Below are 17,499 nucleotides of genomic sequence, written 5' to 3' on the forward strand. Positions count from 1 at the left end.
CTACAATAATCTTCTATTCTTTTCCTTACCTCTACATCCGTTACAGAAAATACTCTAATAGTAGATCTTAAACTAAAACCTTCAAAGAAAGTAGTAACGCTATATCTCTACTACTTCGAGTATGCCTGTGCCAAGGAGCTGTTGTTTAAGCGAATCTTCTAATATAGGTACCGAAATGAATAACTTATTCCTAGCTCTACTTACTGCTACATAGTTAATTCGTTGTTCTTCTTTAGTAAGGTCTGGATGGGTTATAAAAGCTAAGTGTTTCGGATCTGACAATAAAAGTAATACATTATCGAATTCATTTCCCTTCGCTTTATGAATAGTTAAATGACGACTATCTTCATTTACCGCTTTCACACAAAGATAAAGGCTAATAAAATCATTTTCTTCATAAAATCTTCTAATTCTCCCTCGCGTAACTTTAGGAAACGATAAGCCTGTCAAACCAACTATAAATATAGAAAACTCTAATAAAGACTGTTTCTCAATGGTCTCAAAGTTAGCTGAAAGCTTAGTCAGATAATTTAGAATCAGCTTCTTTGTCTGTAAGTCCTTATTCGGATAACTTCTCTGCAACTCCTTTATAGCCTCTTTAAAGTCGCCATTCTGTAATAAAAAAAGACTTTTAATAGAGCTGGATATCAGTTTAGAACGTACTTGATTCGAATCTTCTTCAACTAATTTTTCCAGTAATTTTTTATTAAAACCGCCCAAGCCTAACTCTGCTTTAGCTAAGTTTAATACGATATTACTACGTGATAAAGTCGTTATATTCTTATTGATTCTGTAAGCATAATTGTAAGCGTTTACCATATCTCCGACTAGTATAATTGGTTTTAAATCAGAGATATTTCTAATAGGAATTTGCATTAAATCATGTCTGATAAAATTCAAAAAACTAACAATTTCATTAGAGCATCTACGATTATTTGTTATCTGGAAGTTCTGTATATTATCAATAACTAGATCATGGAAATCTGTAGGTTTTGCACCTTGAAAACCATAAATCGATTGAGCTTGGTCGCCAATCACTCCTATTGTTGAATATTCAGCTATATCCTTGAATATATGAATTTGTAGTGGTGTAGAATCCTGAAACTCATCAATAAATACATACGGAAACTTCTCGGATATAATTTTTATAATAAACGGAGCTTGATTTATAATTTGATAGGCGAAAAAAATTATATCGTCGTGATGGTACACTCCTTTTTCCCAAGCTAGTTTTTTGTATTCTGAATAAGTTGTATTGCTTAGGTTATACCTACCTATTTTTACAGGATGACTTGGCTTAATAACTAAATTATTATTTGAATCGAAGTGCCAGTAACACCTTTTAATCGCATCTACCATTTTAGGTTTATTTTCCAGAGAAACGTAACTTACTTTGGGCTTCTCTGACAATTCTTTAAGAAAAGTATAATTCGATAGTATTTTGTCATCATGTCCATCTATCTTCGTGACATCCAAGTTGAACTCTTCTGCTATCACTGAAATATATGGTTTGACAATATGATGGTAAAAGAAGCTATGTATTGTCATAACCTCTACCCTTGAATTAGCGTTACCAAGTCTTAAGCGAATCGTTTTAACGGCATTATTTGTGTAGGTTAGGCATAAAACCTTTTTCGTTATAAACAATTTGTCTGAAGTTCTAACAACATTATGGATATGTTGAGTTAGCCAATAGGTTTTACCTGCTCCAGGACCTGCCGAAACTCTAAAAGGTGAGTCAATATCAATAAGCTCATCTGATTCAATAGTTGTTATTGACATAATACTTCTAAAGCCTCCTGTATATAAGGTGGGATTACGACGTCAACATAGAGATCATTTCCCTTATTAAATAAATTACTTTGCAAAGCGATTGCTAATTCTAATGCATTCTCTCCCTTACTGACTGAATTTAAATACCTTGTAGCTATAATAGAGCGCTTTTTCTCATCATCTGTCAAACTACAACTATTTATTCCTGTCTCAATACGAGTGTTTTCTACACTACCACGAAGCACATCTATCAACTGTTGAACTGTAGATTCTTGGTCGTCGTATAGATCCATAAGCTTATTTAGTTCAGGTTTGTTTTTAGTACTTTCTGTTATAAGTGTTTTTAATGAGGGATTAAGATAAGCTAATTCGTATTCTAAGGTTTTACCATGTATGTCATCTTGTTTAAATATTAATATATTACTAGACGCGTGGGCAACATTATTAGAATCATAATCATATGTCTCATTATCTATATTGAACTCGTAGGGATAACAAGTTTTGAAATTTCGATCTTTATTCTTATCCCTTCTCACGGGGTCTTTATCGGTTAAACATACGATTTTCTTTGGTATTGCGTATTCATTCGCTTCATTAAAAAGGTAGAAAAAATGATTAAAATATCTTCCGCCAATATTTACTATACTAATGTGGTAGTCTTCCAATGATTTATCTAAATACCTAGAAAATATAGATATTAAAAGCTGTTCAACAATACCTTCAACAAATAAGACTCTATCACTGAATAAAATATCAGACTTAACTGCATCTAAAAATCTTTCAATATATTGCTTACTACTAATGACTTCATTGCCATGTTCATCTGTAAAGGTTTTAGCAGGGTACGCTACATCTGTGCCGTCGTTTTTCTCATATAGACAAATTATATTATCTAAAGTAACTGCACTGGTTATATGCGTAGAATGAGTAGTAACAAATATTTGTCTTACTTTTTTAGCCTTACGATTATTTTCTAAGAACTTAAGAAGTTTAAATTGCATTGATGGATGTAAGTGTGATTCAGGCTCTTCTATAATGAGCATGGAGAAGACTTTAGCATTGCTGTCGAGATGTTCGACGTTAGCGTTCACCTGCATCTTGGCAAGAAGAAGAGACATATAGATTAAGTTGTTGTATCCTAACCCATTGTTCCTAGCAGGTATCTTTATACCTGTTTCATACTCAACAATAAGTTGTAGAACGCTATATATCTCAAGCTCTGATAAAGCGCCTTCAAAGTTAGGTAGTGCGTTGTTAAATGAAGCCCCTGTCTGTGTTGCGTATGATAATATTTCTTTTTTGCCATGTTTGATACGCGCATGGATATCATTCAATAAATCATTTGATTTTATCGCAAAGTCGTCTCTTCTAGTGTTTATAGCTACATTTTGTGCTTTTTTGTCTAACGTACTATCACTCTTAATATCATAATCCATAAAGAAGTCTATAACTTCTTTAAGCAAGGAATTCTTGCCTGACAACATATCTCTCTCTACATCTCTTATCGCATCAAGAAATTGATAGTCAAATCTATCAAGCGTTTCTGGATCAAGTGTAGATTGATTCTTTACATCACCGACCCAAATCTTGTGTTTATAAAACCTTAGGAAATTTTTCTGTATCATCTTCCAGATTTTATTACTTATATATTCATTATTTTGATCCTCATCCTCTCCTCGATTTACTATTTCTTCAATAAAGGTTTTATACGTATATTCATGCTTCTCAGGTAAGAAAAATTCATAAGTTAGTACTGCTTCGTAGTTATCATCAAGAATAGTGAGCCAATTCGCTAACACTGAAATATCATCTTCTGTAGCAGTATCGTCATCTCCTTTTTTTATAGTTGCTTCAATAGTAATTTTAGGTGGTACATCTATTAGATATTGTTCATCTATAAATTTACAGAAATCATCAATTCCAAGTTTTTTGGTTGATTTTTTATCGAAGATTATAGAAAGTGCTCTAAGAAGATTTGACTTTCCAGAGTTGTTAGAACCAATGATAGCGTTAATACCGTCGTTAAACTCAACTGTTATGTCTTTAAAGCTTCTATAGTTAGTTATTTTTAATTGAGATATATACATCTTTACTAACATCCTTTTAAATAAATATTCCGTTAATAATAAACGTTTTAAAGTCGCCGCTGACTTAAACCACAACAAGTTAGTCTACATTTTTTCAATTGGTTTAAGAGCTCATTCTAAGAACAGTGTGATTTGCTTTAGTCGATATCGATTAGCGAATCTTTATTGTATTCTTACATTGATCATCTGGGATACCATATCCGCTACAACCCCAGAACTTACCAAATTTGCTTTCTCGCATCTTCATAGGACGCCCACATTTATTACAGATTTTCATTGAATTACCACAGTCTTTATTGTTGCATAAGCTATCATGTTCTCTATCGACAGAGGGTGCCTCGCACTTAGTGCAGACACGTGCCTTACCTACCGAACAACCTCTACCAGAGCTACAGCCATAGAAACTGCCATACGGCCCTTTGATTAAGCGTAGGTAGCCGTTTACGCAGTTAGGACATTTAAATATTTTTCTGTGGCGTTCTTGGAAGGATTTAGAGAAGATATTGATGTCATATTTAGGGGCCAGTAGTTCAAGAACAAACTCTGATGGGGCTGTTGGACTCGCAATAATATATGATTTCTTTTTACAACGCGTTATGCCGACATACAGCAAGCGTCGCTCTTCAGAATGAGGGAATGAGTCTAATGTTGGGAGTAGTGCCTCAGGTATAGCATCTTCACGATTTCCATTAGGGAAGCCACTTTTTCCTTGGAAAAAACCAATCAAGATGCAGTAGTCAGCTTCAAGTCCTTTAGATTTATGAAAGCTCCAAAAGTAGATACCTTTAGACTTTTCTTTACCTAGAAAATCACGTGAATCTTTTAATAGATAGTTATATCTAGCAATAATTGCTATCGAGCCTTCGGGGTCATTTGCTCTAATCTTGCTGACAACCTCAGCGACTCTGCTATAGACACCATTCTCTTCATTAGTCTTATCATCTAATAAATATACTTGTGATTCATCAACCACGTCGTGTGTTTTGATGTGTTTCTGATACTGTTCAGGATTCTCCATGATGAACGTTCCAGCAGTATCAGCAATGCTATTATTATAGCGGAATGTTTTCTGGAGCTTTGTCAGTGTATGCGGTCCAACCAGATCATTGAATCTAGTGGTGAGCTCAAGTTTACCACCTGAGAATCGATAGATAGACTGCCAATCATCACCGACAACCGTTAATGAGGGGTCAGGCCCTTTTTCGATAATGCTGTTAACAAACTCCATCCGAGAGGCAGATATGTCTTGAAACTCGTCAACAAGAATATATTTCCAGTGAGGTTTATATTGACCATTATCTACGACTGCAATTGCACGGATAATCATATCGTCAAAGTCAATTGAATCAGTAGCTGCAAGCTCTTCAACATACGCGTTGTGCAAGTCAGTTAGAATACGTGTCTTCTTCTTTGCTTGTGAGATACTAGCTTTCTCTAGCCTATCTAGAATTGAGTCTTCATCCAATCTCTCAAATCGAGTGGCTTGTAAGGCCTTGATAAGCATTTTGCTCCAAGTGGCAATTTGATTACCTTCCTTAAGCTTAGAGAGTAACTCTTTTGAAGCGTCTTCAACCGAATTTTTATCGGGAATAACTCCCACGGTAGCCAGTCGTTCTTCAAGACGAGCTTCGAGTGCATCTTCGGTCCAGTCATAATGGAATGTTTCCACTAAAACTGTTTCAAGCTCTTTATGCAGTTTACGTTTGCTATCAATAGATTCGTTGTATGCTCGCTTATCTATATCGGGGCGAGTATTACCCTGTCTATCGATACCAAAGTGCTCGATGTAAATATTAGAGTCAGATATATGAAAGTCAGGCTGGTAGTCGAATCCTATGTCAATTCTTCGCTTACTGATGTAACGAGCTTCGTATTCGTATGGGATCTTATGAATAGCTAGCCAATTAGCTATCCTAAGTTCTTGATACCCTTTGACCAACTCGCCTTGAAGAGTTCTAAACTCATTGTCTCTGATATGTCGCTCATACTCTTCTTGAGTCTTAAAGTCGAAAGGATTCACAGGTTCTGGGAATAGTGATATAAAATCGACCATTCTTTTGGGATCTTGTGTTAAATATTCTATCAACCACTCTGTTACCCACACACCTAGCTTTAAGCTGTCTTCAGTGAAGACGCTCATATAAGTTGAGATGTTAGATTCCTCTAAGATCTTTCTACCTAAAGCGTGGAATGTTGAGATCTGAGGTGTCTCTGTTAGTACGATGCCTGAATTCTCAGCTTTATCAGCAAGCCTATTTTTTAGCTCTTCAGCGGCTGATTTGTTGTAGGCTAGAACTAAAATCTCTTGAGGTGATGCCAACCCTCTATCGACAAGATCGAGAGCCTTAGCGACCATGACAGAGGTTTTACCCGTACCAGCAGCAGCCAGTACCATGTTTTTATCATTAGAACGGAGCACACCAAGTCTCTGTTCATCAGTTAAAGGATTTGATTCTACGTTATCAAAGAAATCCTTTCTTAGCGCCAGGTTGATTTTTTCATGATATGCGCCTAAGGCTTCTTGTTTGATAGGATAAAGACTGTATATTTTCCCAACTTCGCTATATAGTTTGGAGTCACTGAAGTAATCCCATGGCACGTTGTCATCTTCATAGTATGTAGCCAGCTCATTTGCGACTAATTTAATTTGATCTAATTTCGAGTCCCTAGGGTAATTACTCAAAACCTGAATATTAAACTCTTCAATTAAGCTACTCATATAGGGCTGTAGGGAGTGAGCGATTTTCCTGTTGATAGACTCTAAAAATGCTATAGAGTTCGTCTTTGATAAAAACTTATACTCTTCGAACGATTGACCGTTATGAATAAATAGGGTTGCACCAAAGAATCCCTTTTCAATATAAGCAAATCTTTTAACTTGAGAGAATGAGGCAAGTTCTGCTGATCCTTTCTTGGTATCTAAAGACAAGGCTAGCTCTGTTAGAAGTATTCCTTTTTTGCCAAAAATCTTACCAATGAAATTAAAATTCAATTGTTCAACCGTAATAATATCCTTCACCTTTACTCTCTTGTATGTCTAGCATTAAATCTCTTGATGGATTTTTCCACTGGCAATTAGTGAAAAATGATAAGGTATAAAAAAATTGCATTAGTACATCAGTACATCTTGGGATAGTGTATGCATTAACACAATCATGGAATAAACAATATACCCTCAAAAGGAAACAAAAGTAATGATTAGTTCTGAAAAACATGAATCGGCAGATGTAAGTATGACAAAACAGGCTGGATATCGCATCGTAGTAATCAACTCTTCAGGGAATACTGGTAAATCTCTCGTTAGCAACTACATGCTTAGGCCGAATATGGATTTGCAGCGTCATTATGTGATAAATAATATGAGTATGTATAGTAAAACGTATTCTGATGAAATTATATTATCTGGAGAAAATTTTGATGAAGCTTTGAAAGCCTTAAATGATATAGAGTCAGCTATTGTCGATATTGCTGCAGATAATACAGAGTATGTAATAGATATCATGAAGCACAGTAGTAACTCTCATGAAGTATTCAATTACTTTTTAGTGCCAGTAGTAGAAAGTGCAAAGGAGTTGGAAGATAGCTTAAATACAATCAAAGCTCTCTTAAAACTTGGAGTTTTACCTAACTCTATTAAGGTGATATTCAATAATATAAAATCTACAGAAAACATAGATGATAAATTTGAATACCTTTTATCACATTTAGACGAACTTAAAATATCTTATGATACCAATGCGGCTATTGAGCATAATATCTTTTACCGAAGACTGTCTGAGCTAGACATTAGCTTATCAGAACTATTATCTATACCAATAGATGAAAAAAAGAATAGGAAAGAGTACCTCAGGACTAAGAAGAATCCGGAACGGACAGAGGAGGAATATAAAGAGTTACAAGCATTGGTAGATTTAATTACGACTTGGCGGTGTGCACAGTCAGCTGTTAAAAATTTAAATAAGGTTTATCAGCTCTTATTTGCTAAGTTGTGAAATGCCTGATTTATCCCCATTCTAGCTATGATTTAAAAAATTATAGAAGCAAGCTTGGTAAACTAGCGATTCAATGAAGGTTTAGTATCTTAGTCAATATCAAACTCCATCCGTCGTGCTGTCACTTGCATGGTTTGCGTATCTACCAATTTCTTCACACAATAAAAACTGGCATGAATACCCGCACTTATTCCTGCTGATGTGACAAGGTTAGTCGTCTTATCGCTAGCATCGACAAAGCGGGTGTTAGCGATTACTTCGATATTAGGATAGGTAGCTAAATTATCCAAATCCATCCAATGGGTGGTTGCAGACTTGCCAGCCAGTAATCCAGCTTTTGCTAACAGCAATGCACCGGTACATACTGAAAGCGTTAACTCGGTAAGCTTGGCTTGAGAGATGATCCAATCAATAACCACTGGATTATTTATCTCAATATTCTCGGCACCATAACCACCCGGAACAACCAATACGTCAATATCAGGATGATTGTCGAAGCTATAATCAGGAATAATAGTTAAACCATTTCTAGCAGATATTGGTGCTTGCTGCTCGGCAATGGTGATGACGTTAAAATGCTTATGACCTTTAAAACAAGCTAATACCATCAAAATCATCAGATAGTTTAGGCTTATAATGGTAAGCGGTTCGACTCATACAGACTACCTGACAGCTCACCGCAATACTGACATCATACTGCGCCTGTAACTCTTACGCCCAGACTTTGCGTTCGGGTACAGGCGCTATAGCTTTTTTATAATCTCTTCCTGCATCTGCGCTTTGAGGCTTAGATCTGCATACATCTGTTTAAGCCTACGGTTTTCTTTTTCAAGCTCTTTTAAGCGTTTGACGTCAGACGCTTCCATGCCTCCATACTTCGACCGCCATTTATAAAATGTCGAACTAGCAATACCGTATTTACGGCACAGCTCTTTAGCAGGTATCCTAGCTTCTGCTTCTTTTAATATCGATACGATTTGCATCTCAGTCATTCGTTTGCTCATATCAAAACTCCTTATGGGTATTTTATAAGAAATTCTACGTTTGAGCTGTGTTAGTTTAGGGGATAGTTACAGCTAAAGATTTTATTAAAGTATTTAGAAGTCTTTAAATTTAAACTGATGCTATCAATTACCAAAAATAATTTTGGAACAGCCCAACGTACCAGCCACAACTAATAGATAAGCGTGTTAATCGGCTCTAGGAGCGTTGTTAGTCCGGTTTAGTCGTATGTAATACCCTAAATAAAAAACAGCCGCTATAAGCGGCTGTTTTTTTGATGCTGGCGGGTATAATCGTTATTCCTTCAGTGCTGTTTTCTGAGATAACCGATATGTTCATCACAGCATTCATCGGCGACTTTATTGGCAAAAACCCGTGAGTCATCGTCTAATTGATGACAGGTGAAAAAATTATCAGTTTTAAAATCGAGTGCTATTAAGCGGCTTTGATCCTCAATTTGCGCACTACCGCTCACCACGTTACCGCTTAGGACTAAAACTGCATTCTCACTCATTAATGACTCAATCTCATGGCTACCCTCCACGTTGACTTTAGCCACCGTGTCATCAGTCAGATAAAGTAAGTCCTGATCATTAACACTTTTCGAAGTAGATGTCATGCTAAGCTCAACGAAACATGAACTACTGGTTACCAGGCTTGATAGTTTTTTAAAGTTTATATGCACTGGAACATTTTTGGATTTTACGCTTACCTGTCCGTTAAACAAATTTACTGAAGTGGCCTCTGATAGATCAATCAAGGCTAGTCGATCAGTATTAAGGCCGCCACTGATTTCTGTTAGCCATAGGCATACTCTAAAATTTAACTAATAATAGTAATTATATAAAATCAACACCTCATCGCACACTATTTATTACTCTAATTCATAATAAAAAATTTACTGTTTAAAGAAGAAATCGGTAAACTATAGATGTTGCATTTTTACTGACCAGTATTTTAGACAATGTTAAAAGGCAAATACTATTAATTGACCTAATTCTATAGAGAATAACCGATGAAGTGGATTGTATTGGTGTGTGCGTTACCGTTATTGACCGCTTGTATGAGCATGAAAAATGTAAAAGAATTACCAAGCGAGCTGCTCTATCAGCCACCTATATCAGGTGCGAGCGCAACTGTCATGGGTAAAATGGAGCCACGACATACTAAGCTCGTTGGTGATCGTATTGCTTATATAATGGAGATTGATGGTAAGCGCGTACCTAAAGATAAAAAAGAGGCTTACAGCGACACTTGGGATAATGTCTACCCGATTACAACGGGTGAGCATACCTTGACAGTCACTTACCGTATGGCTGGGCACTATACGCAGCCGACTAAGATTATGTTTGATGCCAAAGCCAACATTAACTATCAGTTAGATTTCGCTACTGATATTGGTACTGCATGGTTTAGTAAAAACAGCTATGTTGACTTTTGGATAAAAGATAAAGCAACAGAAAAGCCCGTGACCGAGGTAGTGCAAACTGCGCCACCACCTGAGCCGAGGGTTATTTCCTATCCGATTATTATTAATAATTGATTTTAAAGAACTCTAGTATATACCCAGAGTTCTTTAAAAAGTTTTGACCTTTGAGCATAAAAACTTAAGTCATCTATCGATTTAATGTTATGAGCTTTCAATAAATTATATGATGCAGTATATTTATTACATAGACTCAATCGCATCTAATAAATTAGACAAAGTGCTCAAAAATCTACTTTTACTAACTGTAGCTCTTATAATTTCCTCATTCTCAATAAATTTTCCGAAGAATACTAAAACATCCTTTTCTTGATACACATAGAAGAGTGCATTTTGATTTGATAAATCGTAGAAAAGGACATCTAACTCTTCTACGTCATTCTCATAAACCTTTGTCTCATGATCATAAAACAGGCTATGAAGTTCTGTTAGATTTTTACCAGTCATATCTTTATGTAAAAACAATTCATTAGTACTAACAAATTCAATTTCTCTTTTTATATTTTTAATTAAGGGTAGAATATAATAGGAGTTATCTCGATAACTAATATTTACTGAATTTACTATGATATTCATAATAATGAAGTTTCCCTCTTTTTTATGTACATCGAAAGCAATCTCTTCTTTATTTCCAAAAATCATTTGATTTAACTCCACTAGGTATTACAAGTGGAACCTTTTTTCCACTTAGTGTTTTTCCGTCTTGAGAACCAGCCCAATGATAGCCAGTTCCATCGCCAGGAGTATCCTGAAACTGGTGTATATTATTGTTAGCATCTTTGGCATATCGGACTCCCTTATACTGCCTACTTGTCTTGAAAAGCTCTATATGATTAGGAGGTAATACGCTTTTGTTTTGGTCATATTTATTAACTCCTCCTTTTGGGTTATGATGACCTGGATCTTCATAATAGTCGGTTTTATATATTATGTTCTTTGTCGAAGGTTTAGTTGATGCCACTAAATCATCTGCTGGTCTTATTACACGAGAAACAGAAGCAAGAACTATATTGCCAGTACTAGGATGAGGTTTACCTACTACAACTCCTTTCATAATTCCTTTTAAATCAAAAGCAGAAAGATCCATTGACCCACGTTGCGAATTCATAACACTGTAGGGTTTTGGAGCTGTCGCAATTGGTTTAACTGCTGTAATACTGCCATTTTTTAGAATGTACGTCGCGCCTTTATAGGATACTCTTGCTCCTGTTTTTAAAGCTGGCAATATACTCAATAGTCCAGAAGGCGCTTTAACTATACTTGTTCCTATAAATACAGCGTCCAGCGTATTTATAGCGGACTCCATGCCCATACCATAGTTATTACTATTAGCCGCATGCATATTGTAGTTATCTGCTCTAGTCTGTAAGTCATAAGCAATGGCTAACTGAACAGCGAGCATTTTGTCATCTTGACTAGCGAATTGCTTTAAACCTGCGTAAGTATCAAGTGGGTGTATAAAGGGTTCACCAATTTTACCCACACTTACAGCAGCACCAACTAAACCACCCGCCGCTTGCTCAAGCAAAACAACTGCACCATTTAAAAACTTAGAGTTGTTCTTAGGTGTTTTTAAGGCATTGTTTTCAACTGCTATTCTGGCACTATTAGCTGCGACATCTACGTCTACATTAGTTAATAAAGCTAAAGATCCTGCGAGCATCTTAGAATAATCTAGAACTTTCCTCTCTTCATCAGCAGTTAGTAGTCTTGAATCATCAACCAGGTAATCGCCAAGCATTTCTCCAACTGCTGCACCAATAGCACCTGCATTACATTCCTGTTGTTTAGCACTTACTGTTACACATCCAACACCAGCTGCTACTAGTTTGTGTGCGAGATTGTCGGCAAAGTCGTTGGAATCAAAATCTTTTACAAACTCACTATAAACTTCAACCGAAAAAACATCAACTAAGGAGCTACGCAAACTATCCTTTAGAGCATCTTCCAAGCTCACACCGTTGACCGCAGCATTAACAAATGCACCAGTCGCACCTTCGGCAACGCCATTTACCAACTTATTAGCAAAATCATTACTAGCCATTTGCGGTAAATTGAGCTTAGCCGTCAATCCAGCCGTCAATGCAGCGGTTGCTATATTGCGTATGGTATCGCTACTCGCCATATCTTTTAGCGTTTTACTAATATCACCCTTGTTATTAATGAGTGTAATAACGGCTTGCGTCTGTAGCGCAATACCAGCGGCATTAGTAGCTATCATGGATGCACTGAGACTGCTACCTGCTGGACCTGCGGCGACAGCGATTGCAATAGCGATCAAAGCCGCCGCTCCTGGCGTCAACCCTTCTTGTGTATAGTTCCAATTCTTTTGAATCAGTTCTACTTGTGCCCAGTTGATGTCATTAGTTTTATCAAGTGCTGCCAAATACTCATAACCCGGTTGCTTAGATAGATTGAGCGCGATTCTCCCTAAGTCTTCTTGGCTTTTTTGTATATTTGTCTTGGCTTTATTATTAGCGTCAACAGTAACATCAACAGGCACAGCTACTGTCACACCACCTAGTGAAGTGATGGTTGGTACTTGATTAAATTTAGGTAACGAGGCTGTAGTGACTACGCTGCCTTGGTCTACCGTCTTCATCCAAACCGTACTTTCTCTTTCTTGAGTATGAGTGGTTGTGATTTGATTGGTAATAGGCGCTAAGATTACTTTAGCGGCATCGTCTGCATACTTGCCAACACCAACTTTAATGTCAGCTGGCTTCAATGTGTCAAATACTGTACCTTGCAATAAAGTATTACTACCTGATTGAGTGTAAGCCTTGCCGCCTATCAAAGTAGTAGGCAATTGCGATAACTCTTGTCTAGTATCATTGGTATGGTCTTTATTATAACGGACACCTAAGAAGCTAGATTTTTTCTTAATATCAGTCGTACTCTCATCAACATCATCAATGGCGTATAAATATAGCCCTTTACCCGCTGATAGATTGATATTACCAGTAGATGCTGCTGTCAACTCTGAACCATAGATATTAATATTACCATCTGCAGTTAAACTGATGTTTTTTGCTTGAATATCAGTAGTGACTGCATTGCTGTTATTAGACGTCTTAGTCGTGGTCTTTACTTTTTTCTTACCATACCAGGACCGTGACGTGCTAGTGGTTTGTGAGCCATCCATAAAGGCGGCTTGAGCAGACTCAAGATTGACATCACCAAGTGCAGCATCAATACGGACATTACCATTAGTAGATTTTATATCAGCGCTGTTTAAGATGACGGCATTATTCGTGGTATAAGCCTTTAATGCACTGTTATAAGTATCTGAAGCTTGAGCTAGCTTACCTTGAGCCGATATTTTTATATCACCTTTTGCAACAAGGGTAGGTTGATTAATAAGCTGATGATAGGAATAGTTGGTCCCTGTGACATTGCCATTGCTTATACTTCCTTGTTGATAAATATTAGCCAGTCCAGTGATACGGATACTATCGTTATTAATCTCAGTTTTACTAATATTAGTAGTTGGATCAGTACCTACGATAGTAGTAGAAGCAAGGTTGCCTTCTGCTAATATACTTATATTACCATTGCGACTTATAACATCAGTACCCTCCATCAAAACGCCACCGTTTTTAGCAGTAATATTAATGGTATTATTAGCGTCTATATATACAGTATCATGCTCATAGCCTGAACTTGGTTTTTTAGATGTTTCTAAAATATTATTTAAATCAGTCAATATATTCTGTAATTTACTAAGTTGAATATTTTTACTTTGCACTGTCAAGCTGTTGTCTGACTTGACCCTCAATACTTCGCTATTAGCTTGCTTAATTTGATTAAGAATACTGTGATACCTATACCAAGATGTATAAGGTCCAGAACACAATAATGGACATTCTACCTTGGAAGTATATGGCGCCACTTCATTTTTAAAAGCTTTTAACTCCACACTACCATCAGTAGAAGTTATATTTATATTACCTTCTTTTTTTGTATAATCTACTGGTTTAGCGATGCCCATAAGTTCTGGAATGCCTGCAAACATATCATAAACTGGATATTTGCGTTGTATTATACTTCCTTCAATCAGTACCTCTTTGCCAGTTAGATTAATGTTACCATCAGTAGTTAAATTAACCCTATTTGTATTGAAAACGCTACCGTTTTGCTCTGGGTGTCCTTTTAGCCAAAGTCTACCATTACTAGAGTTCAGAGATAAATTTCCAGTTGTATTAAAAATTACTAGCTTAGGATCGATGGTTAGATTTGATTTACTACTAACAGTTAGGTCTCCATTAAGAGTATTCATTGAATTACCCTCCAAGGACTTTTCTGTATTTGCAGCAAGTTCTGCATTACCAATAGTATTCAATCTACTATTAATATTAAAAGCAATATCAGCATCAGAATTTATTATGACAGCCCCACCTGAAACACTCGTATTTTGATGGCTTTGAGTAGCATTACTGTCAATAGAGACTATTTGACCTGCTTTTAGCGTGGTATTACCCACTGTATGAGTGAGAGCTGTATTGCTATTTGCAGTACGAGCACCGTTAAAGACAAGCTGATTGCCACTATTAATGTTTAGGTGCTTATCAGCATCTACGGTACTGTTGTTGACCCGCATGAGATTGCCAGACTTCAAACTGGTTGAGCCCGTTGATTTAGTTTGACTGTCTATGACAGTAAGATAATTGGCAGCATCAACGATGATACCGTTACTGTTATCATTAGTGCCGTTAGTAGATAGTGTGTTCTTAATCAACGTGATGTCACCGTCACCAAAGGTATTATTAATACCAGCAGTGTTTTTTAGCGTACTAGCAGTATTGGTCTTTAGTACAATGCCTTGAGACTGAATATCATTATTGGTCAGCGTCAGGCTTTTATCACTGCGCATGACGGTATTACCAGTGCTATTTAGCGTGCTATTAATAACGCTAGTATTTACTTTTGAAGATATACTAGTGCCACCTATCTGTGCAATCTCTTTAGCAGCCGTCGTCAAATCATTGATTGTGGTAGTCGCCCCTGACTCGATAACTATGTTATCTGCTTTAAGGTTACTTGCTGTAATACCCACGTTATTACCAGCTGCCAAGATAGTGCTGTTGGCATTAGTGGTTAGCTTATTGACGTTTAGGGCTGATTGATTGGCGATAGCCGATACCGCGCCTTTAGTGCTATTAAGAGTGCTGTTGGTGATCGTAGTGGCTTTGCCTTGACTTGTGATATAGATACCGTCATTAGCATTGGCAGTGCTATTTAAGACGGTCGCTTGTTTGCCTTTAATCGTCAGCTGCTTACCGATTGTGATAGGCTGAATACTGTCTTTTAGGTACGCCAGCTCTCCCGCTTGCACAATAGCGTCGTTAGTAACGTTAATGCTACCGCTGTTGTCGATAAGAGCATTACCACCTGCTTGTAAGATAAGATTCTCAGCTTTTGATATAGTGGTGCCTGAGCTAACGGTGGCATTACGATTAGCACTAATGGTCAAGTTTTTTACAGCACTTACTTTACTGTTGTTACTAACGGTCGTATCAGCGGTACGAGAATTAATAGTGACATCACCGCTCCCAGCGACCGTCGCATTGTCAACCGTAGTACCACTTTTTGAGCTAATGTTTAATGCGGCAACGCCTACACTAGTGCTACTAGTGTCCAAAAGACGTACATAACGATCGGCATCAATAGAGACCCCACCGTTTGATGCGATAGCGCTTTTGCTATCGACTATCGTATCTAGGGTTGAATGCGTATAGATATTAGTTTGATCATCAACATTTTTATTACGAATATCTGAGATGTTTGATACTTTTAGACTACCCCCAGCATCGATATTTATGATATCTGGCATCAATTGTACAGCTGCTCCTGCACTATTCTTTCTAATAAGGCCTTTATTAAGGGTAATATCTTTATCGGCTTGCATATCGATCATGCCATAGCTACCAATGGTGCCGCTATGCTCAATACTCCCTGTCTTGCCTGTGGCATTGATACTCAATAAGCTGGTTTGGGCTTTAGTGGTCTTTATTGTACCTGTGTTCTCTATTTTTCCCGAGCTGGTGAGTACAATCTGCTGATTGGCTTGTATATTACCAGCGTTTCTAACGCCTAGGCCGTCCTCCGTACCGACAAGGTTAATAGAATTTGCGTAGATACCACCAAGCGTGCTGACATCGACTGCTAATGTCGGTGCAGTTCCTGTCCCAGTAATCTTGGTCGCTTCGCCCGTGTCGTAATCAACAGTATTACTACCACTAACGATATTGACATCTTGATTGGCATGAATTTGACCATTGATCGTCACTGCCCTTGCTAGGACATCTACATAATTGGCTTGGTTTTTGTTTTTACCGTCATACAGATCACCGCCCAGTGCATTGCCTGTTGCCGCATTATCAAACTGGATTTGACCTTGCTTGACATCAAACCCCGTTAGATTGCCAGCACTATCAATCTTAGGCGTGCCAGTTGTTAAGGTTGCTTGATTGGCATTGATAAAGCCGCCACCTTGTATTTGTAGTCCTGAAGGACTTGCAATGATGACGTCTGCGCGTTGTCCAGCAATCTCAAGATTGCCTTGAAACTTGGCTGGCGCATTGCTACGGACTTCGTTCAGAATCGTATTGGCAGCATTTTTCGCTAGATACTGGTTGCCTGCGATAGCTCCAGCTAACTGAGTGGTAGCACCACCTATACTGTTGTTCAGGATGGCACCGTTACTGCCAATATCGAATTGGTTATAGGTATTATGAGATAAGCCGTTGCTGTTAGGCGTGCGGATATTAACAATAGGCGTACCATTGGCTGCTTTTAAAAGCGCTGCTCGTTGGTTGACAGGAACACTACTGGCCGTATTTTGTATGGCAGAGGTTGCCGCTTGTACTTGCGTATAGACCATGCTTTGACAGCATAGAATCGCCATGGCCAAACGATGATAGGAGACGTTGATACCCGAGTGAGACTCTGACTTTGCGGCAGGAGATTTTTTGCCATTACTATTACCTGCTTTTTTATTTTGACTCTTGGTCACTTCACTAACAACCATCATCATGCCACGGGCTTTGTTAAACACTACTCTATAGCATTGATTATTCATCTCAGGAATCATCCTTGAAAGTTGATAAATGTCAAAAAATGTAAGCAATTGTATCTACAAACTATTGTAAAGACTAGC

Annotated in this window: 9 protein-coding genes and 1 pseudogene; 2 read left to right on the top strand and 8 right to left on the bottom strand. The window is 37.4% G+C overall.

The window, feature by feature from the left end; all coding sequences use genetic code 11:
- Positions 1-99: 99 nt before the first annotated feature.
- The 3 genes from ACTXGK_RS22515 to ACTXGK_RS22525 all read right to left on the bottom strand — a co-directional run bounded on the left by ACTXGK_RS22515 (position 100) and on the right by ACTXGK_RS22525 (position 6,879).
- Positions 100-1,782, bottom strand: a complete 1,683-nt coding sequence (locus ACTXGK_RS22515) for a UvrD-helicase domain-containing protein (protein WP_296207040.1) — start codon at positions 1,780-1,782, stop codon at positions 100-102.
- Positions 1,773-3,860, bottom strand: a complete 2,088-nt coding sequence (locus tag ACTXGK_RS22520) for an ATP-dependent nuclease (protein ID WP_443516363.1) — start codon at positions 3,858-3,860, stop codon at positions 1,773-1,775. The genes ACTXGK_RS22515 and ACTXGK_RS22520 overlap by 10 nt, the downstream gene beginning before the upstream one ends.
- A 151-nt stretch (positions 3,861-4,011) precedes the next feature.
- The gene (locus ACTXGK_RS22525) at positions 4,012-6,879 is read right to left on the bottom strand and encodes a UvrD-helicase domain-containing protein (RefSeq protein ID WP_296207037.1); all 2,868 of its coding nucleotides are present in this window, start codon (positions 6,877-6,879) and stop codon (positions 4,012-4,014) included.
- Positions 6,880-7,054: 175 nt separating this feature from the next.
- On the opposite strand from ACTXGK_RS22525, the gene ACTXGK_RS22530 reads away from it, so the two are divergent.
- Positions 7,055-7,852, top strand: coding sequence for a hypothetical protein (locus ACTXGK_RS22530; RefSeq protein WP_443516361.1), 798 nt, complete (start codon positions 7,055-7,057; stop codon positions 7,850-7,852).
- Between the two features lie 89 nt (positions 7,853-7,941).
- On the opposite strand, the gene ACTXGK_RS22535 is transcribed toward ACTXGK_RS22530, so the two are convergent.
- The 3 genes and pseudogenes from ACTXGK_RS22535 to ACTXGK_RS22545 all read right to left on the bottom strand — a co-directional run bounded on the left by ACTXGK_RS22535 (position 7,942) and on the right by ACTXGK_RS22545 (position 9,473).
- Positions 7,942-8,460 carry a DJ-1/PfpI family protein gene (locus ACTXGK_RS22535; RefSeq protein ID WP_443516359.1) on the bottom strand — a complete coding sequence of 173 codons (519 nt, stop codon included), beginning with the start codon at positions 8,458-8,460 and terminating at the stop codon, positions 7,942-7,944.
- Between the two features lie 141 nt (positions 8,461-8,601).
- A pseudogene (locus tag ACTXGK_RS22540) lies at positions 8,602-8,856 on the bottom strand (transposase); the annotation flags it as partial.
- Between the two features lie 302 nt (positions 8,857-9,158).
- Complete coding sequence (locus ACTXGK_RS22545; RefSeq protein ID WP_296207033.1) at positions 9,159-9,473, bottom strand: hypothetical protein; 315 nt, start codon at positions 9,471-9,473, stop codon at positions 9,159-9,161.
- Between the two features lie 396 nt (positions 9,474-9,869).
- On the opposite strand from ACTXGK_RS22545, the gene ACTXGK_RS22550 reads away from it, so the two are divergent.
- The gene (locus ACTXGK_RS22550; RefSeq protein ID WP_296207032.1) at positions 9,870-10,397 is read left to right on the top strand and encodes a hypothetical protein; all 528 of its coding nucleotides are present in this window, start codon (positions 9,870-9,872) and stop codon (positions 10,395-10,397) included.
- A 126-nt stretch (positions 10,398-10,523) separates the two neighbouring features.
- On the opposite strand, the gene ACTXGK_RS22555 is transcribed toward ACTXGK_RS22550, so the two are convergent.
- Together ACTXGK_RS22555 and ACTXGK_RS22560 are read right to left on the bottom strand one after the other, a co-directional pair.
- Positions 10,524-10,982, bottom strand: a complete 459-nt coding sequence (locus tag ACTXGK_RS22555; protein WP_372811661.1) for a hypothetical protein — start codon at positions 10,980-10,982, stop codon at positions 10,524-10,526.
- Positions 10,966-17,421, bottom strand: a complete 6,456-nt coding sequence (locus tag ACTXGK_RS22560) for a two-partner secretion domain-containing protein (RefSeq protein ID WP_443516358.1) — start codon at positions 17,419-17,421, stop codon at positions 10,966-10,968. The genes ACTXGK_RS22555 and ACTXGK_RS22560 overlap by 17 nt, the downstream gene beginning before the upstream one ends.
- Between the last annotated feature and the right edge of the window lie 78 nt (positions 17,422-17,499).

The sequence above is a fragment of the Psychrobacter sp. T6-5 genome (assembly GCF_052258485.2).
In the GTDB taxonomy this organism is placed as follows: domain Bacteria; phylum Pseudomonadota; class Gammaproteobacteria; order Pseudomonadales; family Moraxellaceae; genus Psychrobacter.